The following is a 24,361-nucleotide window of genomic DNA, read 5'->3' as shown; positions in this document are numbered from 1 at the left end:
TGCAGCCTGCACCACCGCGGGGTCTCTAGCGGCATCTCACGATTTGTCTCCAGTGACGAGTCGGTGATGGTGGCCAAATGCGCCAATCCGTCTTGCGACGCCCGCTTCCGCTACCTGAACGAGGGAAAGCTCTTTCAGGTGGAACGTCGGGGAGTGAAAGGCGTGAGCCCAACCGGGCACAACGTGGAGCACTACTGGCTCTGCGCCGGCTGCGCGCAGCAATTCACCTTGACGAAAGACGAAGACGGGGTCGTCGCCGTGGTGCCGTCGCATCCGAGCGCCGCCTGAGCAGAGACCCTGGAAAGCGCTTTCGGGAGGGCAAACCCTCCGCCCCCGCCCTCCTCTAACCGACTGAGACGCAAAAACCAGTAAGGAGCAAAACGCATGCGGAAACTTGCTTTCCTGACATTACTGCTGGCGCTACTTGTTGGAACCGGCATCGCCCAGGACCAAACCACGCCGCCGCCGGACTCTGCGGCGCAGCAGCCGGCCGCTGACCAGCAGCAGCCTGCCAATCCGGACCAGCCGGCCACGACGACCGACACCCAGGGCGCCGCGGACCAGAACGCCAACCAGGGCACCGGTGAGACGCTGCCGCAGACGGCTTCGCCGCTGCCGCTGATCGGGCTGCTCGGCGTCGGCTCGCTGGTCGCGGGCGTGGTGGCGCGCAAACGGAAATAACCGTACCTCCGGTGCAAGCGGGCAGCCTCCGGGCTGCCCTTTCTTGTCGCTCCTTGCCGCTCGCGCGGCGCGCCAACTTGCCTATTTTGCGGCGCATCCATCCTGACGTGCCTGAGAAGAACAAGCTCGACCCGGGGCTGCGGGAGGCCGACAACCTGCGCTTCCACCGCCGGCAGTGGCGCTTCGAGCGCGCCGGCTGGATCGCGCTGGCGCTCTTCGTGCTGCTGGCATTTCTCGGGTTGTTCGGCTCCGGCCCGTTGAGCCGCAGCCAAGCCGCCACGCCCGATGCCCGCATGGAGGTCGAGTACGAGCGTTTCGCGCGTCGCCAGGCTCCGGCGGAGATCACCTTTCATTTTTCTCCGGCGCCGCTGGCGGACGGCAAGTTGCGCGTCTGGGTGCAGCAGGACTACATCGAGCAGCTCGGCCTGGAGCACGTGACTCCGGAGCCGGAGCGCGCCGAGCTGCGCGACGGCAAGCTGCTTTACACGTTCGCCGCTGCCGAGGGCCAGGACCTGCGCGTCACCTTCGAGCTGCAGCCCCAGCAGGTGGGATTGCGGCGTGCGCGCGCGGGGCTGGAAGGCGGCGCGGAGCTCGAATACTGGCAGTTCATCTACCCCTAAGCCTATGGATACCGTCCTTCGCGCCGCCGCCATCTACTTCGTGCTGCTGCTGCTGTTCCGCATCACCGGGAACCGCACGCTGGCTCAGATCACGGTGTTCGACTTCGTGTTGCTGCTCATCATCAGCGAGAGTGCCCAGCAGGGCATCACGGCCAACGACTACTCGGTCGTCAGCGCCGTCATCCTGATCACCACACTCACCGGCATCGACATCCTCATCTCGCTCTTCAAGCAGAGGTTCGCCAAGGTGGACCGCGTGGTCAACGGGCTGCCGCTCATCCTCGTCCGGCAGGGGGAAGTGCTGAAGGAGCGGCTGGAGAAGGTGCGCGTGGACGAAGGGGACATCCTGGAGGCGGCGCGCGAGCTACAGGGCCTGGAAGGGATGAAGCAGATCAAGTACGCCGTGCTGGAACGCTCGGGCGATATCTCCATCATCCCCTGGGAGCAGCCGGCGGCGGCGGACGGCGAGCGCCGGCGCGCCGCCTAGCGCGGCAGGTATTTCTCCAGCGGGCACCCCGCGCAGTTGGGCCGCGTGGCGCAGTAGTCCTTGGCTGTGCGGACGGTCAGACCGTGGAACTCGTTGAAGTGCTGCGCGAGCTCGCCGCGGGCGGCGCGGCTCATGCGCGAAGGCGGATGCATGGGGTCGGCGCCGCGCGCGCAGCCGCCCTCGAACTCTGCCAGGGAGCTCTCGACCAGAAGCCGCAGCTCGTCGTATTTGGCTTTCTTCGCGACGAGCTTGTGGCGCTCGAAGATGCGGCGCGTGTACGCGTCCACCACGAACACCGGATGATTGCCGGCGTAGAGCAGGATGGAGTCCGCGGTCTCGGGCCCGACGCCGTGGAGCGCGAGCAGTTCGGCGCGCAGTTTCTCGGTCGGCTGCGCGAACATGCGGTCGAGCGAGCCGCCATACTCGGCGTCGAGCCACGCGACGAAGTGCTTTAGCCGATGCGCTTTCTGGCGGTAGTAGCCCGAAGAGCGAATGAGCTCAGCCAGCTCCGGCTCCGGTGTCGCGCGCACGCCGGGGAGCGAGAGCTTGCGCGCCTGCCGCAGCCGGCGCAGCGCTTTCTCCACGTTGGTCCATGCCGTGTTCTGCGTGAGGAACGCGCCCACGATGACCTCGAAGCGCGACTGCGCCGGCCACCAGTGCTGCGCTCCCCAGCGCCCGAGCAGGGCGGAGTAGTAGTCGCGGACCGCGCGCTTGCGGTTCGCCTTGGCCGCCGCTCGTCCCATGCCACTACCTTACCCGTTCGGCCCCACCGGCCGAAACCCGCGGCCTGCTGGACGTCGCAAGTGACGACTCACACGGCAGTTCGGGGTGCTGCTTGGGAGGAGATGGCCGGCGGTTCTTCGGCCTTCTCTTAGGCGCTCTAGGGCCTTGATTTGTTACCAATTCAGCAACAGTTCTGAATTGACAATTTGTGTCAACGCGACATACGATGCGCGCACATCTTTTCCCCCAGTTTGCTTCAGGGCCCCGCGTCTTTCGGGGGCGCAGTCGAATCCAGTTTTGATCGGATAAAGGAAGTATGTCGCAGCGTCTTGGCGATCTGCTGGTCAAAGAAAAGGTCATCAGCCCCGAGCAACTGGAGCAGGCGCTCAAGTCCCAGAAGGAGACGGGCACGCGCCTGGGCTCCGCGCTGGTGAAGCTCGGCTTCCTCTCCGACGAGGACGTCACCAACTTCCTATCACGCCAGTACGGCGTGCCCGCGATCAATCTTTCGTTCTTCGAGATCGACCCCTCGGTGGTGAAGCTGATCCCGCAGGAGACGGCGAAGCGCTACCAGATCCTGCCGCTGTCGCGCGTGGGCGCGTCGCTGACCATCGCGATGGTGGATCCGACGAACGTGTTCGCGATGGACGACATCAAGTTCATGACCGGCTTCAACATCGAGCCGGTGGTCGCCAGCGAGACGGCGATCATGGAGCACATCGAGAAGGCCTACGGCTCGTCGCAAGAAGAGGACATGGAGAAGGTCATGGCCTCGGTGGCGGAGATGGGCGAGGCCGACGTCGAGCTCACCGAAGACCCCACCGAGATGGGGCTGAACGAGCTGGAGAAAGCGGCCGACGAAGCGCCCATCGTGAAGCTGGTGAACCTGATCCTGACCGACGCGGTGAAGCGCGGCGCCAGCGACATCCACGTGGAGCCCTACGAGAAGGAATACCGCGTGCGGTTCCGCGTCGACGGCATGCTGCACACCATCATGAACCCGCCGTCGAAGCTGAAAGACGCCATCACCTCGCGCATCAAGATCATGGCGAAGCTCGACATCTCGGAGAAGCGCCTGCCGCAAGACGGCCGCATCATGCTCAAGATGCAGATCGGCGGCAAGAAGAAGCAGCTCGACTACCGCGTCTCCACGCTGCCCACGCTGTGGGGCGAGAAGATCGTGATGCGGCTGCTCGACAAGGAGAACCTGCGCCTCGACATGACCAAGCTGGGCTTCGAGGCCGAGTCGCTGGAGAAGTTCACCAAGGCGATCTTGAAGCCGTACGGCATGGTGCTGGTCACCGGGCCGACGGGTTCCGGCAAGACCAACACGCTGTACTCCGCCATCTCGCGGCTCAACCAGCCGGACACCAACATCATGACGGCGGAAGACCCGGTCGAGTTCCAGCTCTCGGGCGTCAACCAGGTGCAGATGAAGGAGTCGATCGGGCTGAACTTCGCGGCCGCGCTGCGCTCCTTCCTGCGGCAGGACCCGAACATCATCCTGGTGGGCGAGATCCGCGACTTCGAGACGGCCGAGATCGCCATCAAGGCCGCGCTCACGGGCCACCTGGTGCTCTCCACGCTGCACACCAACGGCGCGCCCGAGACCATCAGCCGGCTGATGAACATGGGCATCGAGCCCTTCCTGGTCGCGACCTCGGTGCACCTCATCGTGGCGCAGCGCCTGGTGCGGCGCATCTGCAGCGAGTGCAAGGAAGAGGTGCAGCTGCCGCCGCAGACCATGATCGAGAACGGCTTCACGCCGGACGAAGCCAAGACGGCGAAGATCTACAAGGGCAAAGGCTGCGGCATCTGCAACAACAGCGGCTACAAGGGACGCGCCGGCCTGTACGAAGTGATGGAGATCGACGACGAGCTGCGCGAGCTCATCCTGGTGGGCGCCTCGGCGGTCGAACTCAAGAAGAAAGCGATCGAGCGTGGCATGATCACGCTCCGCCGCAGCGGCCTGATCAAGGCGATGGCGGGCGTGACCACGCTGGAAGAGATCGCGCGCGAGACCGTCCACTAATAAAGGGGAAGAAGCGGAATGGCTACAGCAACGCTCAGCGACCTGCTCAAGAAGATGCTCGAGATGGGCGGCAGCGACCTGCACATCACCACCAACTCGCCGCCGCAGGTGCGCGTGCACGGCCACCTGACGCCGCTCGACATGCCGCCGCTGACGCCGGCCGACACCAAGTCGCTGGCCTACAGCGTGCTCACCGACGCGCAGAAGCACCGCTTCGAGGAGAACCTGGAGCTCGACTTCTCCTTCGGCCTGAAAGGGCTGGCGCGCTTCCGCGGCAACTGTTTCAACCAGCGGGGCGCGACGGCGGCGGTCTTCCGCGTGATCCCGTTCGAGATCAAGTCGTTCCAGCAGCTCGCGCTGCCGCCCGTCGTGGCGAAGCTGTGCGACCGGCCGCGCGGCCTGATCCTGGTGACCGGCCCGACTGGTTCCGGCAAATCCACCACGCTCGCCGCCATGCTCGACAAGATCAACAGCGAGCGGCACGAGCACATGATCACCATCGAGGACCCGATCGAGTTCGTCCACCAGCACAAGAACTGCCTGGTGAACCAGCGCGAAGTGCACTCCGACACCAAGGGGTTCACGGAGTCGCTGCGCGCCGCGCTGCGCGAAGACCCGGACGTGGTGCTGATCGGCGAGATGCGCGACCTGGAGACCATCGAGGCGGCGCTGCGCATCGCCGAGACCGGCCACCTCACTTTCGGCACCTTGCACACGAATTCGGCGTCGTCGACCATCAACCGCGTGATCGACGTCTTCCCCTCGCACCAGCAGTCGCAGATCCGCGCGCAGCTCTCGCTCGTGCTGGAAGGCATCCTGTGCCAGGCGCTGCTGCCGAAGATCGGAGGGCAGGGGCGCGCCATGGCGATGGAGATCCTGGTGCCCAACGCCGCCATCCGCAACCTGATCCGCGAGGACAAGATCCACCAGATCTACTCCGCCATGCAGTCGGGCCAGGAGAAGTTCGGCATGCAGACCTTCAACCAGTCGCTTGCCACGCTCTACCTGACGAAGCAGATCACGCTGGACACGGCGCTGCTCCGCTCGTCGAACCCCGACGAATTGCAGGAGATCATCAACCGCTCCGGCGGCGTCGCACGTCCGGCGCCGGGCAGCGCGGCCGCAGCCAAGAGATAGCAGCAGGTTCAACGGGAAACGCTAGGGAGGTCACATGCCAGTCTTCACATTCACGGGAACGGACGCAGCGGGTAAGAAGATCTCGGGCGAGCGCGCCGCGGAGAACAAGCAGGTGCTGGAAGCGACGCTGAAGCGCGAGCGCATCCGTCCCAACAAGATCACCGAGAAGGGCAAGGAGTTCGCCCTGCCCAAGATCGGCGGCGGCTCGGTCTCGAGCAAGGAGATCGCCATCTTCTTCCGCCAGTTCTCGGTCATGATCGACGCCGGCCTCCCGCTGGTGCAGTGTCTCGAGATCCTGGGCGGCAACCAGGAGAACCAGGCGTTCGCGCGCTGCCTGAACGGCGTGCGCGCCTCGGTGGAAGGCGGCTCCACGCTCGCCAACGCCATGCGCGGCTATCCCAAGATCTTCGACGACCTGACGGTCAACATGATCGAAGCGGGCGAGACGGGCGGTATTCTCGACACCATCTTGCAGCGGCTTGCGGCCTACGTGGAAAAGAACGTGAAGCTGAAGGGGGCCATCAAGTCGGCGGCCATCTACCCGGTCTCGGTCATCTCGATCGCGGCGCTGGTCGTCGGTGGTCTGCTTAAGTTCGTGGTGCCGACGTTCGCCAACCTGTTCGCGGGCCTCGGCGTGCCGCTGCCCATGCCCACCAAGATCGTGATGTTCCTCAGCTATATCGTGCAGACCTACTGGTGGTTCGCCATCGGCGGAGGCGTGGCCATTGTGTTCGGCATCAAGCAGGCGCGCAAGTCGCCGCAGGGGCGCTACTTTTTCGACAAGCTGCTGATCAACTCTCCCATCATCGGCATGCTGCTGCGCAAGATCGCGGTCGCGCGCTTCACGCGTACGCTCGGCACGCTCATCACCTCGGGCGTTCCCATCCTGGAAGGCCTGGCCATCACCGCCCGCACGTCGGGCAACGCCGTGCTGGAAGAAGCGCTGATGAAGGTGCGCAAGGCGATCGAGGAAGGCCGCACCATCATCGATCCGCTGAAGGAATCGGGCGTCTTCCCCAACATGGTGACGCAGATGATCGGCGTCGGCGAAGCGACGGGCGCCATGGACGCCATGCTGCAGAAGATCGCCGACTTCTACGAGGACGAGGTCGACGCCGCCACCAAGGACATGCTGACCTTGATGGAGCCGCTGTTGATCGGCTTCCTCGGCGTGGCGGTCGGCGGCATCGTCATCTCGCTGTACTTGCCGCTGTTCTCGCTGATCAGCAAGCTCGCCGGCTAAGCCTGGGAGGTCCTGGGAACCGCGTGCGCCCGCGACCGGCGTAGTGTGCCCGGACCATAGGAAGCAGGATGCAGACGAACTTCAACGAGCGCACCTGGCTCACCTGGCTGGCGAAGGTCCGCATCATCGTCATCACCTTCCTGCTGGGCATCGAGCTGGCCATCACGCGCCTGACGCCGACGCCCCTGCCCGAGCGCGTCTTCGTCAGCATCATCATGTTGTGGTTCACGGTCGCGGTGTTCTACGTCCTGCTGCTGTTCCTGTGGGAGGACTACCGCAACCAGGCGCGCCTCCAGGTCTTCAGCGACCTCATCTTCACCACCGCCATCGTCTACGTCACCGGCGGCCAGGACACCTCGTTCGTCTTCCTCTACCCGCTGGTCATCATCATGGCCAGCATCCTGTTCTCGCGCGGGTGGGCGTACCTGACAGCCGCGCTCTCGTTCATCCTGTTCGGCGCGCTGGTCGAGCTTACGTACTACGACGTCCTGCGCACCTACTCCACCACGCGGCCCGACCCGAAGTCGCTGCAGGCCATCATCTTCATCAACCTGTTCGCCTTCCTGGCCATCGCCTACCTCGCCACCAGCCTGAGCAACAAGCTGCGCATGGCCGACGTCGAACTGGCCGACATGTCGGGCGCGCTCGAGAACCTGCAGGCGCTGCACGAGAACATCATCAACTCGATGTCGGGCGGGCTGATCACCACCGGCCTCGACGGGCGCATCTCGGTGGTCAACGCGCAGGCGGAGCGTTTGCTGGAGCGGCCCGCGCCCGACCTGCTGGGCAAGCCCATCGGCGCGCTCTTCCGCGACCGCCTGCCGGAGGTGCGCTCCCTGCCGGCGCACGCCGAGGTGCGCTACGCCACGCCCGCGGCGGAGGAGAAGACATTCGCCGTCACCGGCTCGGCGCTGATGATCCCCGACCGCGGCGTGCTCGGCCACGTCTACACCTTCGACGACCTCACCGACATCCGGCGGCTGGAGCGCGAGGTGCGCATGCGCGACCGGCTGGCGGCGGTCGGACGCATGGCCGCCGGCATCGCGCACGAGATCCGCAACCCGCTCTCCTCCATCGGCGGTTCGGTCAAGGTGCTGTCTTCGACCGCCAGCCTGACCGAGGAGCAGCGCGAGCTGCTCGACATCGTGACGCGTGAGAGCGACCGGCTGAACTCCATCGTCACCGACTTCCTGATCTTCTCGCGCGAGAAGAATTACCGCTTCACACGCTGCGACCTGCGCCCGCTGCTCGAGGACACGCTCACGCTGCTGGAGAATCGCCCGGCGGCGGGCGGGCCCCCGATCGCGATCGTGCGCGACTTCCAGGTGGCGGAGGCCTGGGCGACCGTAGACGGCGACAAGATGAAGCAGGTCTTCTGGAACATCTGCGAGAACGCGGTGCGCGCCATGGCGCAGGGCGGCACGCTCACCGTGCGGCTGGCGCCGGCGGGCGAGCTGTGGCGCATCGGCTTCCGCGACACCGGCCACGGCTTCAGCGCAGCGGAAGCGGAGAAGATATTCGAGCCCTTCCAGTCGCAGTTCGAAGAAGGGACCGGGCTGGGCCTCGCCATCGTCTACCAGATCGCGCAGGCGCACGAGGCCGCGATCCGCGTGCAGTCGGCGCCGGGGCAGGGGACGGAGTTCATCCTGGAACTGAAGCGCGCGGCCGCCGAGGCCGCCGCGCCGCCGCTCGCGCTCGGGAAGGTGGCCCATGGCTAACCTGCTCGTGTGCGACGACCGCAAGGACACCTGCTCGATGCTGGAGATCGCCTTCCGGAAGGATGGCCACAAGGTCGAGACCGTCAACAGCGGCGAGGCCGCCATGCGCAAGCTCGACGCCGCGCTCTACGACGTCGTCATCACCGACATCAACATGCCCGGGGTGGACGGCATCGAGGTGCTGAAGCACGCGCGCCGCACTTCGCCCGACTCCGCCGTCATCCTCATCACCGGTTTCGAAGACTACGAGGCGGCGGTCGACGCGGTGAACGCCGGCGCGTTCGGCTACATCCACAAGGGGCCGAGCCTGCTGGAGGAGCTGCGGGTGTTCGTGGGCCGCGCGCTCAAGCTCCGCGAGCTGGAGCGGCAGAACCTGGCGCTCAAGCGCGATGCCGCCTCGCGCAACTCGCTCGACAACATCATCGGCGCCAGCCCGGTGATGGGGAAGCTCAAGCAGACCATCCGAACGGTCGCGCCCACCGGCTCGACGGTCGTCATCTTCGGCGAGAGCGGCACGGGCAAGGAGCTGGTGGCGCGCGCGGTGCACGATTGCTCGCCGCGCGCGGAGGAGCCGTTCATCTCCATCAACTGCGGCGCCTTCCCCGAGACGCTGCTGGAGAGCGAGCTATTCGGGTACGTGAAAGGCGCGTTCACCGGCGCGACGCAGAACAAGCGCGGCCTGTTCGAGGTCGCCAACGGCGGTACCGTCTTCCTCGACGAGATCAGCGAGATGTCGCTGGCGATGCAGGTGAAGCTGCTGCGCGTGCTGCAGGAGCGCGTGGTGCGCCCGGTCGGCGGCACGCATGAGATCGCCATCGACGTGCGCCTGATCGCCGCGACCAACAAGGACCTGGAGGCGATGGTCGCCGACAAGAGCTTTCGCGAGGACCTCTATTACCGCATCAGCGTCATCCCCATCACGGTGCCGCCGCTGCGCCTGCGTCGCGACGACATCCCGCTGCTCGCCTCGCACTTCCTGAAGAAGTACGGGCCGGCGGCAGGCAAGAGCATCCATCGCCTGGCAAAAAAGTCGCTCGAGGCGCTGGCCGAATACGAGTGGCCGGGGAACGTGCGGCAGCTCGAGAACACCATCGAGCGCGCCGTCGCGATGGAGACGGGCGAGGAGCTGCACGTGGAAGCGCCGCCGGAGCGCGCGCGCGCGGCTGCGGTCGCGATCGGCGGGAACGGCGACCGGGGCGTGCCGCCGGAGGGCGTCGACATGGAGCGCTACGTCGCCGACCTGGAGCGCTCGATGCTGCAGTCGGCGCTGCGCCAGTCCGGCGGCGTCCAGACCAAGGCCGCCGAGCTGCTCAAGCTCTCCTACCGCTCGTTCCGCCACCTGATGAAGAAATACGAGCTGTAGAACACAGCCGGCGGCGGACCGCTTGCGGCGGGCAGCGCATCGTTGAGCAACCGAGCGGCGCGGCCGGCCGCGAGCCGCCAGCCGCCGTCCCGCTATACTCATTCCAATGCGCTACGTCTTGCGATTCCTGTGGAACGCTTCGCGCGGGCACCGGCTCGCGCCCTGGCGCAGTCCCTACCTGAAGTGGCGCATCGAGACCTACGCGGGCCTCAAGGCCGACAAGATCGGCTTCTTCGAGTTCTGGCGCTTCGTGTGGAAGGAGCGCAACCAGCTCGGCCGCTTCCTGCACTGGACCTCCGAGATGGACCGCTACGCGCGTCCGAAACCAAAAAATCCTTAGCCACGGATGGCCACGGATGAACACGGGCAAAAAAGAAATGACACGGTTTGATCCGTGTCATCCGTGAGATCCGTGGCTGGTTTCTACGAAGCCGGCGCGGCCGCGGCGCCCTCCAACAGCACGCCGACGTCCGACCCCTTGTCCGCGCCGACCATCTTGGCCGCCGAGCCGCGGTTCGCCGCGATCTCCAGGTAACCCATGCTGCCGAGCACGCCAAAGACCTCCCCGGCCGCGCCGCCGGAATAGGTATCGCGCATGCGGGTGATCTCCGACTTGCCGACCAGGATCTTGAACGGCGGCGGGTCGGGCTGGAACAACTGCGGCACTTCCTTGGGAGTGAAGTTCGTGATGAGGTTGCCGAACTTGTCGGCCTTCAAGACCACGCCCTTCATCAACTTCTCGTTCACCGGCTTGGGCTTGGGCGCGGCGAAGCGGACGAAGTCGGTGATCTCGTCGCCGAACTTTGCGACCTCCACGCCCTTGCTCAGCCAGCCCGCGACGGCGGCGAACAGGTCGCGCCCGTGGAAGGTGTTGCTCATCGGCTGCAGGAAATAGTGTTCGGCGGTGATGTGGCGTACGCTGAGCCGCTCCTCTTTCTCGTAGACCAGCGAAAGGACGCCGTTGTCGGGCGCCAGGAAGATGTGCTTCTCCGCGGTGACCAGCAGCGGCCGGCGGTTGGTGCCCACGCCCGGGTCCACGATCACCATGTGGACGGTGTCGGAAGGGAAGTAGCGATAAGCCTGCGCGATCGTCAGCGCGCCGTCCAGGATGTCGAACGAGTGGACCGAGTTGCAGATATCCACGATCTGCGCGTTGGGATTGATGCTGAGGATGACGCCCTTCATCGTCCCGACAAAGTGGTCGGAGAGGCCGAAGTCGGTCGTCATGGTGAGCAAGCGCTGGGCCACGGGTTTCCCTCGAGGTTCGCTGGATGATTGCTTCGGAAAGCTCTCGGAAAGTATCGCGGCTAGAGCGCGAAAGTCAAGGAACACGCGGACTTGGCAAGCTTGCGCCGAGCCGTTAGGCTGGTGCGCGCCATGCGCCTCCGCCGCTTGCTCGCACTCGCCCTGCTGCTCGCGCTCGTCCCCGCCGCCCTTGCCCAGCGCTTTACGCTCGAACAGGTGATGAGCTCGCCATTCCCCGACAACCTGGTTGCCGCCGAGAAAGCCCCGCGCGTGGCGTGGGTCTTCAACGCCAAGGGCGTGCGCAACGCCTGGGTCGCCGACGGACCGGACTTCAAGAATGCGCGGCCGGTCACGCACTACACGGCCGACGACGGCATGGCCATCATGAGCCTGCGGCTCACGCCCGACGGGCGCAGCGTGCTCTATGCGCGCGGCGGCGAGGTGAACGACGCGGGCGAGTCGCCCAACCCGCAGAGCCGCGCTACGCCTCCCAAGCAGCAGGTGTGGATCGCCGACGTCGACGGCGCGGCCGAGCCGCGGCTGCTCGGCGACATGGGCTGCGCCTTCGAGGGCTGCGAGGACATCCGCATCTCGCCCGACGGCAAGCACGCCGTGTGGGCGGCGAAGAAGCAGCTCTGGATGGCCGACGTGCCCGAGCCGGGCCAGCCGGCGGTCGCGGCCAAGCAGCTCTTCACCGCGCGCGGCGACAACGCCCAGCCGGCGTGGTCGCCGGATTCCAAGCGCCTCGCCTTCGTCAGCGACCGCGACGACCACTCGGTCATCGGCATCTACACGCTGGGCGGCGACGGGATCCTTTGGGTCGCGCCCAGCGTCGACAAGGATTCGCTGCCGCGCTGGTCGCCCGGCGGCACGAAGCTCGCCTTCACGCGTCGCCGCGGCACGCAGGCGGGATTGCCGCTCATCCCCATCCGGCCCGACCCGTGGGCCATCTACGTCGCCGATCCGGCGACCGGCGCGGCGCGCGAAATATGGCATAGCGGCCCGGCGGAGCGCGATTCGTTCCCCGACCTCACCGCCGCCCTCTCGTTCCACTACGCGGCCGGCGGACGCATCGCCTTCGCCTCGGAGCAGGACGGCCGCAACCACCTTTATTCCATCGCTGACACCGGTGGACAGCCCACGCTGCTCACGCCGGGCGAGTTCGACGTCGAAGACGTCGCGCTCTCGGCCGACAAGAAGTCGGTCCTCTATTCGTCGAATCAGGACGATGTCGAGCGCCGGCACATCTGGCGCGTCGCGGCGAGCGGCGGCAAGCCGCAAGCGCTTAGCAAAGGCGAGACGGCGGAGTGGGCGCCGGTGGAGGTCGCCGAACAGGTCATCTGCCTCGGCGCGAGCGCGACGACCCCGGCGATGCCGTACCGCCTGGCATCGGGCGGACGCGAGATGCTCGCCGCCGACGCGCTCCCGAAAGATTTCCCGTCGAACGAACTGGTCACGCCGCAGGTCGTCACCTTCAAGAGCGAAGACGGCCTGATCATCCACGGCCAGTTGTTCGTCCCATCTGGCTTTGAGTGGAATCTGATTGCGAAGGGGCAGCAGCCGAAGCGGCTCGCGCCGGCGCTCATCTTCACGCACGGTGGACCCATCCGGCAGATGATGCCGGCGTTCCACTACATGTACTACTACCACAACGCCTACGCGATGAATCAGTACCTGGCGAGCCGCGGCTACACCGTGCTCTCGGTGAACTACCGCCTGGGCGTGATGTACGGGCGCGACTTCCGCGAGGTGCACGACGGCGGCTGGCGCGGCAGCTCCGAATACAAAGACGTGCTTGCGGGCGCGCGCTACTTGCAGTCGTTGCCGTACGTGGACAAATCGCGCATCGGGCTGTGGGGCGGGTCGTACGGCGGGCTCCTCACCGCGCTCGGCCTCGCGCGCAACTCCGACATCTTCGCCGCCGGCGTGGACTTCCACGGCGTGCACGACTGGTCGGCCTTCCTGCCGCAGTGGGCGCCGGGCACGAAGAACGCGCCCGACCTCGAGCAGGCGCGCAAGCTGGCGTTCGAGTCGTCGCCCAACGCCGCCATCGCCACGTGGCGCTCGCCGGTGCTGCTCATCCAGGGCGACGACGACCGCAACGTCCCGCAGAGCCAGACCACCGACCTGGTGCAGCGGTTGCGGGCGCACAACGTTCCGTTCGAGCTCATCTACATGCCTGACGAGATCCACGACTTCCTGCTGTGGCGCACCTGGGTGCGCACCTACGGCGCCACCGCCGATTTCTTCGACCGCCATCTGCAAGGGAAGGGAAAACCATGAAGCGACTCACCGCGCTCCTCGCACTCACGCTCGCCGCCGGCGCCCTGCTCGCCGCGCACGACGAAAAAGACAAGAGCAACGAGACCAGGCAAACCGCCGAGGTCCGCCAGGCGGAGCTCGACTTCGCCGCCGCCGCCCGCGCCAAGAATTACGAGAAAGCCATGAGCTACTGGGACCAGGACATCATGTTCTTCAATGACGGCAAGATGTCGCGCGGCATGGAGAAGCAGCGCGCGAACTGGGAGTTCCTGAAGAACCCCAACCTGACCATCACGTGGTCGCCGGAAGTCGTGGAGGCCTCGGGCGGGATCGGCTACACCACCGGGCCCTACGAGATCCACGTGAAGCAGGCCGACGGCAGCGAGCGCGTGACCCGCGGGCGCTACTGCACCATCTGGCGGCGCAAGCCCGATGGCTCCTGGAAGGCCGCGCTCGACATCGGCAGCCCCGAACCTCCGGAAAAGAAGTGAGACTCGTGTGGAGGCGGGCGACTCGCCCGCCGGGAGGCACCATGAGAAAGACGCTCACCATCGCACTCTGCGCCGTTCTGCTGTCGAGCTGCGCGCTCGCCAAGGACAGCGCCGAGACCAAGGAAACGAAGGAAGTGCGCGGCGCCGACACCGGCTTCGCGGCGGCCGCCCGCGCGCGCGACCTGGAGAAGTTCCTCAGCTTCGTCGACGACGACGTGCATTTCTTCGTCGACGGCAAGATGGTCACGGGCAAGGACAAGGAACGAGAGAACTGGACCAAGACCTTCGCCGACAAGGAAGTGTCCATCGTCTGGAAGCCGGAGCTCGCGGAAGCTTCCGGCGGGCTCGGCTACACCTCCGGCGGATTCGAGATCAGGAAGGCGGGGAAGCTGCAGCGCAAGGGACGCTACGCCACCGTATGGCGGCGCAAGCCCGACGGCTCCTGGAAGGTCGCGCTCGACATCGCTACCAGCGAGCCGCCCGTGGAAGAGAAGAAGAAGTAGCCTGTCCGAGGGACGTCATCGCGAGCGAGGCGCGCGCGACGCTCTCCGCGCCGAGTCGAGGGACCTGCATCTGGCGCACCGCGCCAGCAGGTCCGCGAGGCTTTTCTTGCGGACGACCCTGCCCAGGCGCCGCGCGGTGAAGGTCGGCAGCGGCGACCGGTGGCGGAAGCCGCGCCGCCGCATCTCGCGCACCAGCGCGGCGTGGCGCGCGCGCACGTTGTGCACCTCGATCAGCCCGTTGGCCACGAACCCGGCTACCGACCGCTTCCGCCGCAGCGTCCCGACGAGCATGTGCAGCTCCACGTGCTCGCCCAGCAGGTGCTGCGAGCACATCCGCCGCGGGTCGACCATCCACATCCGCATCCCGGGAACCTCGCTGCTCATCCCACCACGTGTTCACGCGGATGACAACCTGCGCGAAAGATGACACAATAATGGAGTGTGCCCGCCAGGGCGCGCGCACTGACCACACTCCTCAGTAGCTCAATGGCAGAGCATCCGGCTGTTAACCGGAGGGTTGTAGGTTCGAGTCCTACCTGAGGAGCCATTTCTTTTTTGGCATTGCACTCTTCCCATGTCCCAGTCGTGTGCTTCCTAGCTGGTGGCGAGTGGAGGCCTGGGGAAATTGCTGTCGTGATCGGAAAGCGCGGGATCGTCATCGCGCTGGCCGAGCTGCTTCGACATCGAGTTCATCGACGCCTCGCCCGGGGCCTGGTCTTCGACCGAACCCTTCTTCACGTCATTGTCGTCGCGGCCTGATTCGGATGGTACGTGCGGTGAGTGCATGGGGTCCCTCGGTCTTCGCGCTGGTTTGCGGATGACTCGACTGTAGCGATCGCGCCGGCGGCGGTCTGTACCAAAGCGACCACTGCGAGTCAGTCCAGATGGGCGCGCACGACGAACCGCTGCGGCGCCGGGCCCACGTAGGAGAACGGATAACAGGTCACCAGCGTGAGGGTCGAGCCGGCCGAATCGTTCAGCACGGCAGTATCGTCGCCGGCCACGACCGTCATCGAGTCGACTCGATAGCGATAAATCCCTTCCAGCGTGGTCACGGTGATCTCGTCGCTCTGGCGCAGGTCGCGCAATCCCCGGAAGAACGTGTCGCGGTGCCCGGCGATCGCGGTGTTGCCATGCTCGCCGGGGAACGCCGTGCCATTGACGTGACCGACCGCGCGGCGCAAGCTGCGGCTGTCGGTGCCTTCTACGATGATGGAGTCGACGCCGATGCGTGCGATCTCGATGCGCCCAAGCGTCGCCCCGGGCGCGGCGGTCCGGCGGGTGGCGACGAGGGGTGTCGACGAGGGCGGCGGGGAGGGCGCCGTCACCGGGGAGTTCTTCGCAGCGCGCGCAAGGCGCCAATTCTCGTACGCCTGAAAGGCTTCGGCATCCAGCAACGCGAATCCGACGTAGCCGAGGCAGAGCAGCCCCAGCGCGAGGAAGGGCCAGCGCATCCATCGCAGCCGGGGGCCCCGCGCGCGAGGAGTGATCCAAGCCATGTCAGTCCCGAGCCGGCGGCTTGCCGGCGCCCGGCGCAGCCTCGGACGGCGCGACGTAGCCGCGTCGCGTGATCACCGTCAGGTCCCGGGTGGCGGGCGTCACCTGTACCTGGATGGTGCGGTACGCGCCGTCCTTCTTCTGGTTGGTGGGAACGTAGGTGAGGGTGTACTGGTTCCGGATGGCATGCGCGATACGCTCGCAGGTCGGAACCACATCGCGCAGCTCGCGCGGGAAGTACGCTTCGCCGCCGCCGACCCGCGCGAGTTCTTTCACGACGTGGGGATTGCGGTCGGGGTCGTCCGGCTCGTAGAGCCCGACGCCATAGAGGATGGCGTCGGAGCGGGTCGCGAGCTCCAGCATCTGCGCCTTGGTGTGCGTGCTGGCGTTGTCGGCGCCGTCGCTGACCACGATCAGCACCTTCTTGTCGCGGTTGCCCTGCTTCAGATGCTCGAGCGCCGCCACCACGGCATCATAGAGCGCGGTCTTGCCGTCGCTCTTGACGGTGCCGAGGGCTGCTCTCAGCCGGGCGGGCTCGTCGGTGAACGGGATCTCGCGCGGCAGGCCGAAGCGGACGTGTTCGTTGAAGTTGACCACGAAGATCTCGTCCTGCGGATTGCTGGAGGCCGCGAAAGCGAGGGCTGCGGCCACCACCTCCGCCCGCCTCGGCCGCATGCTGCCGCTGTTATCGATCACCAGTCCGACGGTGACCGGGATGTCGGCTTGCCCGAAGTGCCGGATGGGCTGCGGGACGCCGTCCTCGAGGATCTGGAAGTCATTTCGCGCGAGCCCAGCCACCGGGGCGCCTTTGTGGTTGCGCACGGTCGCGTGCAACACGACCTCGTTCACGCTCACGTTGATGGTGTAGTCGTCCGGAGGGGCCGCGGCGATCTGTTGAGCGCGATCGGCCACGGGATGGAGCACGAAGAAGGCGAGTGCCAGGACGCAGAGGATCGGGACCAGGGCAACGGCGCGCGTGGGAACCGCGCGCGAGGCTGCTACCGCTCGTCCGGCGTGCGTGGCGGCTGTCTTCAGTAGATACACGATACCCCAGAGCAGCAGTGCGGCGACGGCCAGCAGCGCTCCCGCGATGAGAAGCATGGAAAGGACAGCAGCGTATTCACGGATCGCGAACATGCAACCTCAGTCCGTCGGCTAGACGATGACGCGGAGAACGATGGCCCGGGCCGCTGAAACGCTGCGAAGGCTGCACGCCCCGGCTTGTTTTCCGGAAGCGTACAGCCTGCTTGAGCGATGTTCACCGCTCACGCCGCAGAGTCGACCCCGCGAGTGCCCTTAGGCGGAGTACTTCCTGATCAGGCCAGACGCGCCCATCGAGAGCAGCCCGAGCAGAGCCAGCAGCGGCAAATAGCTTGCCGTGTGCGGCAGAGCCTCGGCTGTTTCCATCGGCGGCGGCTGAACGACTTCAGCGATCGCGACCGGTTCTCCGGTCGGCTTCACCGCTTCGACCGGCACGGTCCTGAGGTCCTCGATGCTGGAGGCCTCGGCGTAGAGCACCGGCTCGTTGCTGACTCGCGCGAGCTCGAGCGCCTTCGCCTTGGGATACACGAATTCCTCACCCCATTGACGGCCGGGATAGAACCATGCACGGATCGCCTGGGGCTGGCCTTCCGCGCGCTCCTTGAACGTCATGACCGTCTTGTCAGTCGACTGCAGACGGAAGTTCGGGATCGCCAGGATGGTGGTGTAGAGGTGGTCTTCGCGCTCGTTGAAGATCTGGACGATGTGGCGGTCCGAGAGCGAGTCCATGATCTTGAAGACGTACGTGCCGGCAGGCAGCACCTGCGCGCCCACGCCAGGAACTTCGACCGGGCCGCTGAAGGTGACGATGGTCTTGCGGTTCCACTCGGAAGCCGAGGCGACCGGCAGAACGGCAAGGCAAAGGGCGACGATGCAGACAATGGTGAACAACCTGTTGAAGAGTCTCATTACAGCCTTCTCTCTGAAGATTCGGGTTGCCGTCGCGCGAAGTTGCGCGGCGGAGCGGTGCGGGGCCGGCGCGTCCTGGAATGATGATCGCTGGATCTATCAGCAGAAGCTCAGTCGCAAAGCAAGCGCGAGATCTCGCGGCAGGAACCGATTCAGGAGGGGATTAGAGATGCGGTACGGCACAGTCGACGAACTCGCTTGCCTCCAGAGTCCCAACCGCAAGGCCAAGTATGGGATGTGGCCGTGTTCCTGTCTGGTCACAAGTGACCACAACGGGCGGATGAGCAGTTGTGAGCAGACTCTCGTGCCCTCTCACTGCTAGCGTCGTCCTGTTAGTCGAGAGTCTTCCTCATGAGCTGTATCACGCACTACGCCCTGGTGATCGCTGCCGGCGCCGCAATGGCTCTGCCTCTGCCGCCTGTCGCGGCCGCCAGTGACCGCGCAGCGAAGCACAGGGCCGCACCGCGCGACCTGGTCGCGGATGCGCGCGAGAAACCATGGGCGACCGATGCTTCCGCGGCGGAAGAGGTCTGGGAGCGCGATCCGATCGCCTTCAGCGCGCGGGATCGCGCGACGATCCGCCGCCATTACCGCGCCGCGGGCCAGAGAAGGCCCGCAGGGGCGACCAAGCAGACCGGCAAACTTTCTCCGGGACTTCGCAAGCAACTGCGGCGCAACGCCCTGTTGTCACCGAGATTGCAGCAGCGGCTCGAGCCGCTCGACGGCGAGGTCGAACGCACCTTGAACCCGCTGCCGTGGGGATACTCCCGCGGCCTGATCGGGAAGGATGCGCTGATCGTCGAGGGCCGAACCCAAAGGGTTATGGACATCATTCGCGATGTGACAGGCCGCCGCTGACTCGACGGCAAAAAGCTGGAAGTTCGATGAGGAGATGTACCGTGAAGAGATCATGTGTTGCTCTTGTCCTGCTATGCCTGCTGGCCTTGCCCGTGATGGCGGCCGCCGAGGGCTGGGAGATCGTCCGCGCCGACTACGGCTCGGGAAATAACTGGGTGGATGTCACCGACCGCGTCCGCTCGCTGGTGCAGGACGGCAACCTCAAGTTCCGGGTGAGCCGCTACACGCTGGCCAACGATGGGCGACAGGGGCGACGGGTCCTGCGCCTGCAGTTGAAGGATAGCCAGGGACGCTCCCGGCAGGTCTCCTATCGTGACCGTCAGCAGGTCAACCTGCAGATCAACGCCGCGAATTACGGGACCTTGCGCATCGACCGCGCCATCTACGGCACGGGCTACCGCAACTCCGACGTCACCTCGCGCTTGAGCTCCATGGTGCGGAGCGATCAACTCGACCTGCGCGTGGACAACAACACCATGGGTGGCGACCCGGCGCCGAACCAATCCAAGACCCTTACCGTGCAGTACGCGGTGAACGGTCGCGCCAACGAGGTCGTGATCAACGAAGGCGACATGCTGCGGTTGGGGTACGGTGAGAACAGCGGGAACTACGGCACGCTGCGTATCGACCGCGCCACCTATGGCTCAGGCTATCGCAGCTCCGACGTCACCGGACGTCTGAACTCGCAGATCCAGGGCAATCAGCTCAACCTCCAGGTGAACAACGACACCATGGGCGGTGATCCCGCGCCCAACCAGAGCAAGACGCTGCGCGTCGACTACACGCTCAACGGCCGCACCGACCAGGCGGTCATCAACGAAGGCGACACGCTGCGGTTGGGGTACGGTGAGAACAGCGGGAACTACGGCACGCTGCGCATCGACCGCGCCATCTATGGCTCAGGCTATCGCAGCTCCGACGTCACCGGACGGCTGAACTCGCAGATCCAGGGCAATCAGCTCAACCTCCGGGTGAACAACGACACCATGGGCGGTGATCCCGCGCCCAACCAGAGCAAGACCCTCACCGTGCAGTATTCGGTGAACGGACGCAGCGACCAGGTCGTGATCAACGAAGGCGACATGCTGCGCCTGTCCGTGGGCAACGGAAGTTACGGCACGCTGCGCATCGACCGTGCCATCTATGGCTCGAGCTATCGCAGCAGCGACGTCACCGCGCGGCTGAGCTCGCAGGTCCGCAATAACCAGCTCGACCTGCGCGTGGACAACAACACCATGGGCGGTGACCCCGCGCCCAGCCAGAGCAAGACGCTGCGCGTCGACTACACGCTCAACGGCCGCACCAACCAGGCGGTCATCAATGAAGGCGACACGCTGCGGTTGGGGTACGGCGAGAACAGCGGGAACTACGGCACGTTGCGCATCGACCGCGCGACCTATGGCTCGGGCTATCGCAACTCCGACGTCACCGGACGGCTGAACTCGCGGATCCAGGGCAATCAGCTCAACCTCCAGGTGAACAACGACACCATGGGCGGCGACCCCGCGCCCAACCAGAGCAAGACGCTGCGGGTCGATTACACGCTCGACGGCAGGATCAACCAAGTCACGCTGAACGAGGGCGATGCGCTGCGTCTCGGATATGGCGACAACACCAGCCAACTCTCGCGCCGTGTCCGCTGCGAATCGCAATCCAACGACTACGGGCGGACGTATTGCGCGGCGGATACTCGCAGCGGGATCCGTCTCAGCCGCCGGCTCAGCGATTCGGAATGCGTGCAGGGCTCCAGCTGGGGCTATGACGCTTCGCGCGTGTGGGTGGACAAAGGATGCCGTGCCGACTTCGAGCTCGGCAATGCGCGCTACACCGGCAGCGGCGCCGCTACCACCATTCCCAATGGGACGGAGCTCTCAGTCCGGACCAATGAGGCGATCGACTCCAAGACGGCGACTGCCGGCCAGACGTATTCCGCCGTGGTCAGCACCGACGTAGTCGACGGCTTCGGCGCGGTCACCATCCCCAAAGGTTCCGACGCCGAGCTCGTCATCCGCAGCGCGGACGGCGGCGGCATCACTTCCGCATCGGAGCTGGTGCTCGACGTCACTTCCGTGACGATCTCCGGAACCAGATACCTGGTGAGCACCGGCGACCTGGAGCAGCAAGGTGGGCAGGGCGTAGGCGCGAACAAGAAGACGGCCATCATGGTGGGCGGCGGCGCGGCACTCGGCACGCTGATCGGCGCCATCGTGGGCGGCGGCAAGGGCGCGGCCATCGGCGCCGCGATCGGAGCGGGCGCCGGCCTGGGCACCCAGGTGCTCACGCGCGGCAAAGAAGTGCGCGTCCCGGCCGAGACGCTGCTGACCTTCCGGCTCGATCAGGATCTACGCCTGCAGTCCTCCCGCTGAACGCACGGAGGGCGAAGGCGCTCGATGGGCAGGCTCGTGACCCTGCAAGAAGCAAAACGCGGCTAGCGATGGCGGCGAAACGCACCACCCACAGCCGTGGAGGCTGTCTTACATGAGAAAGCTATTACTACTGACGATCGCGTTGTCCCTGACGAGCTTGTCCTGGGCGAACGGTCGCGAGGACTCGACCGAGCGCCTGACCAACGCGGGCGTCGTACTCAACGAGATCATGGCCGCGCCCGACAAGGGCATCCCGCAGGAAGTGATCGATAACGCCAAGTGCATCGCGGTCGTTCCCCGCATGATCAAGGCCGGGTTCATCTTCGGCGGCAAGCACGGCCGCGGCGTCGCGACCTGCCGCACCGCTTCAGGCTGGAGCGCGCCGGCGTTCATCTCGGTCGGCGGCGGGAGCTGGGGTCTGCAAGCCGGGGTCCAGGGCATCGACCTCGTCATGGTCGTGATGAACGAACAGGGCATGCAGCGCATGCTCTCGAACAAATTCCAGGTGGGCGGCGACGCCTCGGCTGCCGCCGGACCGGTCGGACGCCACGCTTCTGCCGGAACCGACTGGAAAGCAGACAGCGAGATCCTCACCTACTCCCGTGCCAAAGGGCTGTTCGCGGGAATCTCGTTGACCGGTGCGGTGATCCAGCAGGACAACGATTCCACCCGCGCCATCTACGGCAAGAAGATCCGCCAGAAGGCCATCCTGAGCGGATCTGTCCCGGCTCCCGCGGTCGCCGCGTCGTTCATGGCAGCGGTCGCCAGCAGCAGCCGGCAGGCGCATGCGGCCGAAGTGGTGCAGGGCGAGAAATAGCCGGCCTGCACCATCCTCGGCGCGTCCGGCCTGATCGGGCCACGCGCCGGGGACGGCGGTGGTGAGAAATGAGGAACCTAGTGGAGCGATCGACCCGCACGACCGAAACGCCAGGCCCCGGGATGCTCGCCACCATGTGGAAGGCGCTGCGGGGCGGGTGCACGCATGAGGATTACACCGTGCCGATGCGGCTGCCGGGCGCCACCGGCGTCACGGTGAGCTGCCTGCAGTGCGCGACTCGACTGCGCTACGACTGGGACCGCATGCGCGTCGCCCGCGGGCAGTGAGGTCGCGCGGCAGGCCAGGCCCTTGCTGAAGAACCAAGACGGAAGAGGAGACACACCATGCTTTGGACCATCGTTGCAATACTCGTGATCATGTGGCTGCTGGGATTCGGCTTTCATATCGGCGGCAGCCTGGTGCACTTCCTGCTGGTGGTAGCGCTGGTCGTGGTGGTGTTCAACCTGCTGCGCGGGCGCCGCGCACTGGGCTAAACGAAGCGGAACGGAACGTGCGTTCCAGCGCTGGAAAGAGGAGTGCGATGAAGCTGCTGTTCTGGTTCGGAGTCGCGATCGGCGTGCTCGGCCTGTTGTCGCTGGTGATCCCCATCGCGCACAACGAGCGCGAAGGGTTCTCGGCCGGCGGCGTGTCGGTGGGGATCCAGACCCAGCACAGCGAAAGGGTGTCGCCGCTGGTGAGCGGTGCCCTCATCCTCGGCGCGGCCGGCATGATGATCGCCGGCCGCTCGGCGGTGCGCGGGTGAACCGAAGATGATCTCTACGTTCAACCCGATCTGGCTGATCATCCCGCTGGTCGTCGGCCTGGTGTTCGTCTGGTTGTGGCCGCGCGGCCGGCCGAGCCGTGGCGACTGGCCGCCCCTGCTTCCGGGCCGGCGTCGTCGTGGCCGTGACGACAAGCCGAAGTAGCGGCACGGGACGCCCTCGAGTGGTTCGCAGGCGTTCGCGACGGGCTGTGCAAGAGCGCACATTGCCAGCGCGAGCCCTCACGGCGCCACTGCCGGGCCTTCGTCCGAGGGTGGTCACTCCTGAACAGCGGAGCAGGCCACCCGCGACCTAAGATGTCTCTGCTGTGATCTGGCCGTCGCAGTCGAAAGGTTCCCCCTGTCATGACCAGCCCCAGCAAACATCACGTGCTCGTCGTCGATGACGAGTCCAGCGTCCGCGAGACGACTGCCATGTTGTTGCGCGACGCGGGATACGACGTCAGCACCGCCGTGCATGGCTTCGACGCGCTCCTGCATCTCCGCCGGATGACGCCCGACGTCATCATCTCCGACCTCAACATGCCGATGATGTCGGGCTTCGAGTTCCTCTTCGTGGTGCGGCGGCGGTTCCCCGACATCCCCGTGATCGCGTTCAGCGGCGCGTACGAGCAGAGCGAGCACGTGCCGGGCGGCGTGATCGCGGATGCGTTCTATCCCAAGGGGCACCATCACCCCGAGGAGCTGCTGCGCACGGTCGCCGAGCTGATCCGGACCTCCGCGGCGCGCGCCGTGGTCCACCACCGCCACCCGGCGCCGGTCTGGATCCCGCGCAACGGCAAGGACTCGAGCGGCGTCCCGTTCATCGTGCTGACCTGCACCGAGTGCCTGCGCTCGTTCCCGCTGAGCGTGACCCGCGAGGACGTGCAGGAGATCCAGGAGACGCGCTGCCTGTTCTGCCGGACGCAGGTGCGCTACGTCATCGATTTCTCGGTCGCGGTGTGCTCTCCGAAAGCCGTGAAGGCCAGCAGCAGAGCATCGTGAGCCGGCGGCCGCGCCCGGTGCGCTCGCTACTGCAAGATCCGCAACCCGCGGGCGCTTCCTTCGACGGCGAACATGCCGGGTGACTCCGGCGCCTTGCGTGCCGGCACCTGCAGGTCGGGCATGGGCTTGGCCTGGAAGAGGCGGCGGCACGGCTTCGCCAGCATGCGTGCCCAACGCGTGGCCTTGCTGCGGCGCGCGCTGTCGGTGGCGATGCCGGTGCTGGCGTACATCTGGCGGTAGAGCTTCGAGATGAACAGGAACGCCAGGCGCGCGCGCAGGTTGGGCGTGCACTTGGAGCGCTCCCAGATGGAAGAGAAGCTGTAGAAGGCGTCCCACACGCTTTGCGTCCGCTGCCGCAATTCCTCCGAGTTCATGCTGGGATGCGGCATGAACATCTTGGGGCGCCGCTCGGCCGGGATCAGCCAGTACCTTGTCATGGGCACGCCCTCCACCCTGGGCACCTCCTCGCCCTGGGCTTTTTCCCAGTGCTCGAAGTCCACCGTGCCGGGGAAGGGCGTGAGCATCACGAACTGCGCGAAGGTCAGGCCGGCGCGCCGCGCCAGGTCGAGCGTGGCGGCGAAGCTGTCCTCGCGGTCGGTGGGC

General features: G+C 66.1%; 29 protein-coding genes and 1 tRNA gene. 22 read left to right on the top strand and 8 right to left on the bottom strand.

Features of this window, described 5'->3' with window-relative positions:
- Positions 1 to 66 precede the first annotated feature (66 nt).
- The 4 genes from VLA96_08735 to VLA96_08720 all read left to right on the top strand — a co-directional run bounded on the left by VLA96_08735 (position 67) and on the right by VLA96_08720 (position 1,788).
- On the top strand, positions 67 to 288 hold the full coding sequence (locus tag VLA96_08735; GenBank protein ID HSE49276.1) for a hypothetical protein: 222 nt from the start codon (positions 67 to 69) through the stop codon (positions 286 to 288).
- Between the two features lie 96 nt (positions 289 to 384).
- Positions 385 to 681, top strand: a complete 297-nt coding sequence (locus VLA96_08730; protein ID HSE49275.1) for an LPXTG cell wall anchor domain-containing protein — start codon at positions 385 to 387, stop codon at positions 679 to 681.
- 107 nt (positions 682 to 788) lie between these two features.
- On the top strand, positions 789 to 1,301 hold the full coding sequence (locus tag VLA96_08725; protein HSE49274.1) for a hypothetical protein: 513 nt from the start codon (positions 789 to 791) through the stop codon (positions 1,299 to 1,301).
- 4 nt (positions 1,302 to 1,305) lie between these two features.
- Positions 1,306 to 1,788, top strand: a complete 483-nt coding sequence (locus tag VLA96_08720; GenBank protein HSE49273.1) for a YetF domain-containing protein — start codon at positions 1,306 to 1,308, stop codon at positions 1,786 to 1,788.
- On the opposite strand, the gene VLA96_08715 is transcribed toward VLA96_08720, so the two are convergent.
- A complete protein-coding gene (locus VLA96_08715; protein HSE49272.1) occupies positions 1,785 to 2,531 on the bottom strand; it encodes a hypothetical protein in 747 nt (248 codons plus the stop codon). The genes VLA96_08720 and VLA96_08715 overlap by 4 nt on opposite strands.
- Positions 2,532 to 2,827: 296 nt before the next feature.
- Here VLA96_08715 and pilB point away from each other — a divergent pair, with 296 nt between their 5' ends.
- From pilB to VLA96_08685, 6 genes are all read left to right on the top strand, one after another.
- The gene (gene pilB / locus VLA96_08710) at positions 2,828 to 4,543 is read left to right on the top strand and encodes a type IV-A pilus assembly ATPase PilB (protein HSE49271.1); all 1,716 of its coding nucleotides are present in this window, start codon (positions 2,828 to 2,830) and stop codon (positions 4,541 to 4,543) included.
- An 18-nt stretch (positions 4,544 to 4,561) separates the two neighbouring features.
- Complete coding sequence (locus tag VLA96_08705; GenBank protein HSE49270.1) at positions 4,562 to 5,680, top strand: type IV pilus twitching motility protein PilT; 1,119 nt, start codon at positions 4,562 to 4,564, stop codon at positions 5,678 to 5,680.
- Positions 5,681 to 5,714: 34 nt separating this feature from the next.
- A complete protein-coding gene (locus VLA96_08700) occupies positions 5,715 to 6,923 on the top strand; it encodes a type II secretion system F family protein (GenBank protein HSE49269.1) in 1,209 nt (402 codons plus the stop codon).
- 68 nt (positions 6,924 to 6,991) lie between these two features.
- Positions 6,992 to 8,641 (top strand): ATP-binding protein, encoded by a 1,650-nt coding sequence (locus tag VLA96_08695; GenBank protein ID HSE49268.1) that lies wholly within the window; start codon positions 6,992 to 6,994, stop codon positions 8,639 to 8,641.
- The gene (locus VLA96_08690) at positions 8,634 to 10,004 is read left to right on the top strand and encodes a sigma-54 dependent transcriptional regulator (protein HSE49267.1); all 1,371 of its coding nucleotides are present in this window, start codon (positions 8,634 to 8,636) and stop codon (positions 10,002 to 10,004) included. The genes VLA96_08695 and VLA96_08690 overlap by 8 nt, the downstream gene beginning before the upstream one ends.
- 106 nt (positions 10,005 to 10,110) lie before the next feature.
- On the top strand, positions 10,111 to 10,344 hold the full coding sequence (locus tag VLA96_08685; GenBank protein HSE49266.1) for a hypothetical protein: 234 nt from the start codon (positions 10,111 to 10,113) through the stop codon (positions 10,342 to 10,344).
- 83 nt (positions 10,345 to 10,427) lie between these two features.
- On the opposite strand, the gene VLA96_08680 is transcribed toward VLA96_08685, so the two are convergent.
- Entirely contained in the window at positions 10,428 to 11,252 is an 825-nt protein-coding gene (locus tag VLA96_08680) for an SAM-dependent chlorinase/fluorinase (protein ID HSE49265.1), read from the bottom strand.
- 129 nt (positions 11,253 to 11,381) lie between these two features.
- Between VLA96_08680 and VLA96_08675 the strand changes: the two genes are divergently transcribed.
- Genes VLA96_08675 through VLA96_08665 form a run of 3 tightly spaced genes read left to right on the top strand, consistent with a single transcriptional unit; the run spans position 11,382 to position 14,505 of the window.
- Complete coding sequence (locus VLA96_08675) at positions 11,382 to 13,532, top strand: prolyl oligopeptidase family serine peptidase (GenBank protein ID HSE49264.1); 2,151 nt, start codon at positions 11,382 to 11,384, stop codon at positions 13,530 to 13,532.
- Positions 13,529 to 14,002 carry a DUF4440 domain-containing protein gene (locus VLA96_08670; GenBank protein ID HSE49263.1) on the top strand — a complete coding sequence of 158 codons (474 nt, stop codon included), beginning with the start codon at positions 13,529 to 13,531 and terminating at the stop codon, positions 14,000 to 14,002. Before VLA96_08675 ends, VLA96_08670 begins: the two co-directional genes overlap by 4 nt.
- A gap of 41 nt (positions 14,003 to 14,043) precedes the next feature.
- Positions 14,044 to 14,505 (top strand): DUF4440 domain-containing protein, encoded by a 462-nt coding sequence (locus VLA96_08665; GenBank protein HSE49262.1) that lies wholly within the window; start codon positions 14,044 to 14,046, stop codon positions 14,503 to 14,505.
- Between the two features lie 15 nt (positions 14,506 to 14,520).
- Here VLA96_08665 and VLA96_08660 read toward each other — a convergent pair whose 3' ends face one another.
- Positions 14,521 to 14,889, bottom strand: a complete 369-nt coding sequence (locus tag VLA96_08660) for a pyrimidine dimer DNA glycosylase/endonuclease V (GenBank protein ID HSE49261.1) — start codon at positions 14,887 to 14,889, stop codon at positions 14,521 to 14,523.
- A gap of 88 nt (positions 14,890 to 14,977) precedes the next feature.
- Between VLA96_08660 and VLA96_08655 the strand changes: the two genes are divergently transcribed.
- Positions 14,978 to 15,052 (top strand) — tRNA-Asn (locus VLA96_08655).
- 47 nt (positions 15,053 to 15,099) lie between these two features.
- Here the strand turns inward: VLA96_08655 and VLA96_08650 are convergent.
- From VLA96_08650 to VLA96_08635, 4 genes are all read right to left on the bottom strand, one after another.
- Positions 15,100 to 15,291: a hypothetical protein gene (locus tag VLA96_08650; GenBank protein ID HSE49260.1), complete on the bottom strand. Its 192-nt coding sequence runs from the start codon at positions 15,289 to 15,291 to the stop codon at positions 15,100 to 15,102.
- Positions 15,292 to 15,380: 89 nt separating this feature from the next.
- A complete protein-coding gene (locus VLA96_08645; protein HSE49259.1) occupies positions 15,381 to 15,959 on the bottom strand; it encodes a class D sortase in 579 nt (192 codons plus the stop codon).
- Positions 15,960 to 16,005: 46 nt separating this feature from the next.
- Positions 16,006 to 17,139 (bottom strand): VWA domain-containing protein, encoded by a 1,134-nt coding sequence (locus tag VLA96_08640; protein ID HSE49258.1) that lies wholly within the window; start codon positions 17,137 to 17,139, stop codon positions 16,006 to 16,008.
- Between the two features lie 159 nt (positions 17,140 to 17,298).
- The gene (locus VLA96_08635) at positions 17,299 to 17,952 is read right to left on the bottom strand and encodes a hypothetical protein (protein ID HSE49257.1); all 654 of its coding nucleotides are present in this window, start codon (positions 17,950 to 17,952) and stop codon (positions 17,299 to 17,301) included.
- A gap of 351 nt (positions 17,953 to 18,303) precedes the next feature.
- Between VLA96_08635 and VLA96_08630 the strand changes: the two genes are divergently transcribed.
- The 8 genes from VLA96_08630 to VLA96_08595 all read left to right on the top strand — a co-directional run bounded on the left by VLA96_08630 (position 18,304) and on the right by VLA96_08595 (position 23,758).
- Positions 18,304 to 18,810, top strand: coding sequence for a hypothetical protein (locus tag VLA96_08630; GenBank protein ID HSE49256.1), 507 nt, complete (start codon positions 18,304 to 18,306; stop codon positions 18,808 to 18,810).
- Positions 18,811 to 18,851: 41 nt separating this feature from the next.
- Positions 18,852 to 21,176 (top strand): DUF3011 domain-containing protein, encoded by a 2,325-nt coding sequence (locus VLA96_08625; GenBank protein ID HSE49255.1) that lies wholly within the window; start codon positions 18,852 to 18,854, stop codon positions 21,174 to 21,176.
- Between the two features lie 112 nt (positions 21,177 to 21,288).
- Positions 21,289 to 21,993, top strand: a complete 705-nt coding sequence (locus VLA96_08620) for a lipid-binding SYLF domain-containing protein (GenBank protein HSE49254.1) — start codon at positions 21,289 to 21,291, stop codon at positions 21,991 to 21,993.
- Positions 21,994 to 22,115: 122 nt separating this feature from the next.
- Positions 22,116 to 22,280 carry a hypothetical protein gene (locus tag VLA96_08615; protein HSE49253.1) on the top strand — a complete coding sequence of 55 codons (165 nt, stop codon included), beginning with the start codon at positions 22,116 to 22,118 and terminating at the stop codon, positions 22,278 to 22,280.
- 57 nt (positions 22,281 to 22,337) lie between these two features.
- A complete protein-coding gene (locus VLA96_08610; protein HSE49252.1) occupies positions 22,338 to 22,487 on the top strand; it encodes a lmo0937 family membrane protein in 150 nt (49 codons plus the stop codon).
- A gap of 47 nt (positions 22,488 to 22,534) precedes the next feature.
- Entirely contained in the window at positions 22,535 to 22,756 is a 222-nt protein-coding gene (locus VLA96_08605) for a hypothetical protein (GenBank protein ID HSE49251.1), read from the top strand.
- A gap of 7 nt (positions 22,757 to 22,763) precedes the next feature.
- On the top strand, positions 22,764 to 22,919 hold the full coding sequence (locus VLA96_08600; protein ID HSE49250.1) for a hypothetical protein: 156 nt from the start codon (positions 22,764 to 22,766) through the stop codon (positions 22,917 to 22,919).
- Positions 22,920 to 23,119: 200 nt separating this feature from the next.
- Positions 23,120 to 23,758 carry a response regulator gene (locus VLA96_08595; GenBank protein ID HSE49249.1) on the top strand — a complete coding sequence of 213 codons (639 nt, stop codon included), beginning with the start codon at positions 23,120 to 23,122 and terminating at the stop codon, positions 23,756 to 23,758.
- A gap of 26 nt (positions 23,759 to 23,784) precedes the next feature.
- Here VLA96_08595 and VLA96_08590 read toward each other — a convergent pair.
- Positions 23,785 to 24,361: hypothetical protein (locus VLA96_08590; GenBank protein ID HSE49248.1), on the bottom strand; the 577-nt coding region annotated here is incomplete at its 5' end.

Source organism: Terriglobales bacterium (genome assembly GCA_035457425.1).
Classification (GTDB): domain Bacteria; phylum Acidobacteriota; class Terriglobia; order Terriglobales; family Acidobacteriaceae; genus JACPNR01.
The sequence above is the reverse complement of the archived record's forward strand: the minus strand, read 5'-3'. Positions and strand labels throughout refer to the sequence as shown.

Bases quoted from the DNA above. Each gene is read 5' to 3' on its own strand.
- VLA96_08695 (HSE49268.1), top strand. From the start codon at position 6,992: ATGCAGACGAACTTCAACGAGCGCACCTGGCTCACCTGGCTGGCGAAG.
- VLA96_08645 (HSE49259.1), bottom strand. From the start codon at position 15,959: ATGCGCTGGCCCTTCCTCGCGCTGGGGCTGCTCTGCCTCGGCTACGTC.
- VLA96_08660 (HSE49261.1), bottom strand. From the start codon at position 14,889: ATGAGCAGCGAGGTTCCCGGGATGCGGATGTGGATGGTCGACCCGCGG.
- VLA96_08675 (HSE49264.1), top strand. From the start codon at position 11,382: ATGCGCCTCCGCCGCTTGCTCGCACTCGCCCTGCTGCTCGCGCTCGTC.
- VLA96_08665 (HSE49262.1), top strand. From the start codon at position 14,044: ATGAGAAAGACGCTCACCATCGCACTCTGCGCCGTTCTGCTGTCGAGC.
- VLA96_08600 (HSE49250.1), top strand. From the start codon at position 22,764: ATGATCTCTACGTTCAACCCGATCTGGCTGATCATCCCGCTGGTCGTC.
- VLA96_08715 (HSE49272.1), bottom strand. From the start codon at position 2,531: ATGGGACGAGCGGCGGCCAAGGCGAACCGCAAGCGCGCGGTCCGCGAC.
- VLA96_08610 (HSE49252.1), top strand. From the start codon at position 22,338: ATGCTTTGGACCATCGTTGCAATACTCGTGATCATGTGGCTGCTGGGA.
- VLA96_08685 (HSE49266.1), top strand. From the start codon at position 10,111: ATGCGCTACGTCTTGCGATTCCTGTGGAACGCTTCGCGCGGGCACCGG.
- VLA96_08615 (HSE49253.1), top strand. From the start codon at position 22,116: ATGCTCGCCACCATGTGGAAGGCGCTGCGGGGCGGGTGCACGCATGAG.
- VLA96_08700 (HSE49269.1), top strand. From the start codon at position 5,715: ATGCCAGTCTTCACATTCACGGGAACGGACGCAGCGGGTAAGAAGATC.
- VLA96_08735 (HSE49276.1), top strand. From the start codon at position 67: ATGGTGGCCAAATGCGCCAATCCGTCTTGCGACGCCCGCTTCCGCTAC.
- VLA96_08595 (HSE49249.1), top strand. From the start codon at position 23,120: ATGACCAGCCCCAGCAAACATCACGTGCTCGTCGTCGATGACGAGTCC.
- VLA96_08640 (HSE49258.1), bottom strand. From the start codon at position 17,139: ATGTTCGCGATCCGTGAATACGCTGCTGTCCTTTCCATGCTTCTCATC.
- VLA96_08670 (HSE49263.1), top strand. From the start codon at position 13,529: ATGAAGCGACTCACCGCGCTCCTCGCACTCACGCTCGCCGCCGGCGCC.
- VLA96_08720 (HSE49273.1), top strand. From the start codon at position 1,306: ATGGATACCGTCCTTCGCGCCGCCGCCATCTACTTCGTGCTGCTGCTG.
- VLA96_08650 (HSE49260.1), bottom strand. From the start codon at position 15,291: ATGCACTCACCGCACGTACCATCCGAATCAGGCCGCGACGACAATGAC.
- VLA96_08630 (HSE49256.1), top strand. From the start codon at position 18,304: ATGAGCTGTATCACGCACTACGCCCTGGTGATCGCTGCCGGCGCCGCA.
- pilB (HSE49271.1), top strand. From the start codon at position 2,828: ATGTCGCAGCGTCTTGGCGATCTGCTGGTCAAAGAAAAGGTCATCAGC.
- VLA96_08605 (HSE49251.1), top strand. From the start codon at position 22,535: ATGAAGCTGCTGTTCTGGTTCGGAGTCGCGATCGGCGTGCTCGGCCTG.
- VLA96_08690 (HSE49267.1), top strand. From the start codon at position 8,634: ATGGCTAACCTGCTCGTGTGCGACGACCGCAAGGACACCTGCTCGATG.
- VLA96_08620 (HSE49254.1), top strand. From the start codon at position 21,289: ATGAGAAAGCTATTACTACTGACGATCGCGTTGTCCCTGACGAGCTTG.
- VLA96_08730 (HSE49275.1), top strand. From the start codon at position 385: ATGCGGAAACTTGCTTTCCTGACATTACTGCTGGCGCTACTTGTTGGA.
- VLA96_08705 (HSE49270.1), top strand. From the start codon at position 4,562: ATGGCTACAGCAACGCTCAGCGACCTGCTCAAGAAGATGCTCGAGATG.
- VLA96_08635 (HSE49257.1), bottom strand. From the start codon at position 17,952: ATGAGACTCTTCAACAGGTTGTTCACCATTGTCTGCATCGTCGCCCTT.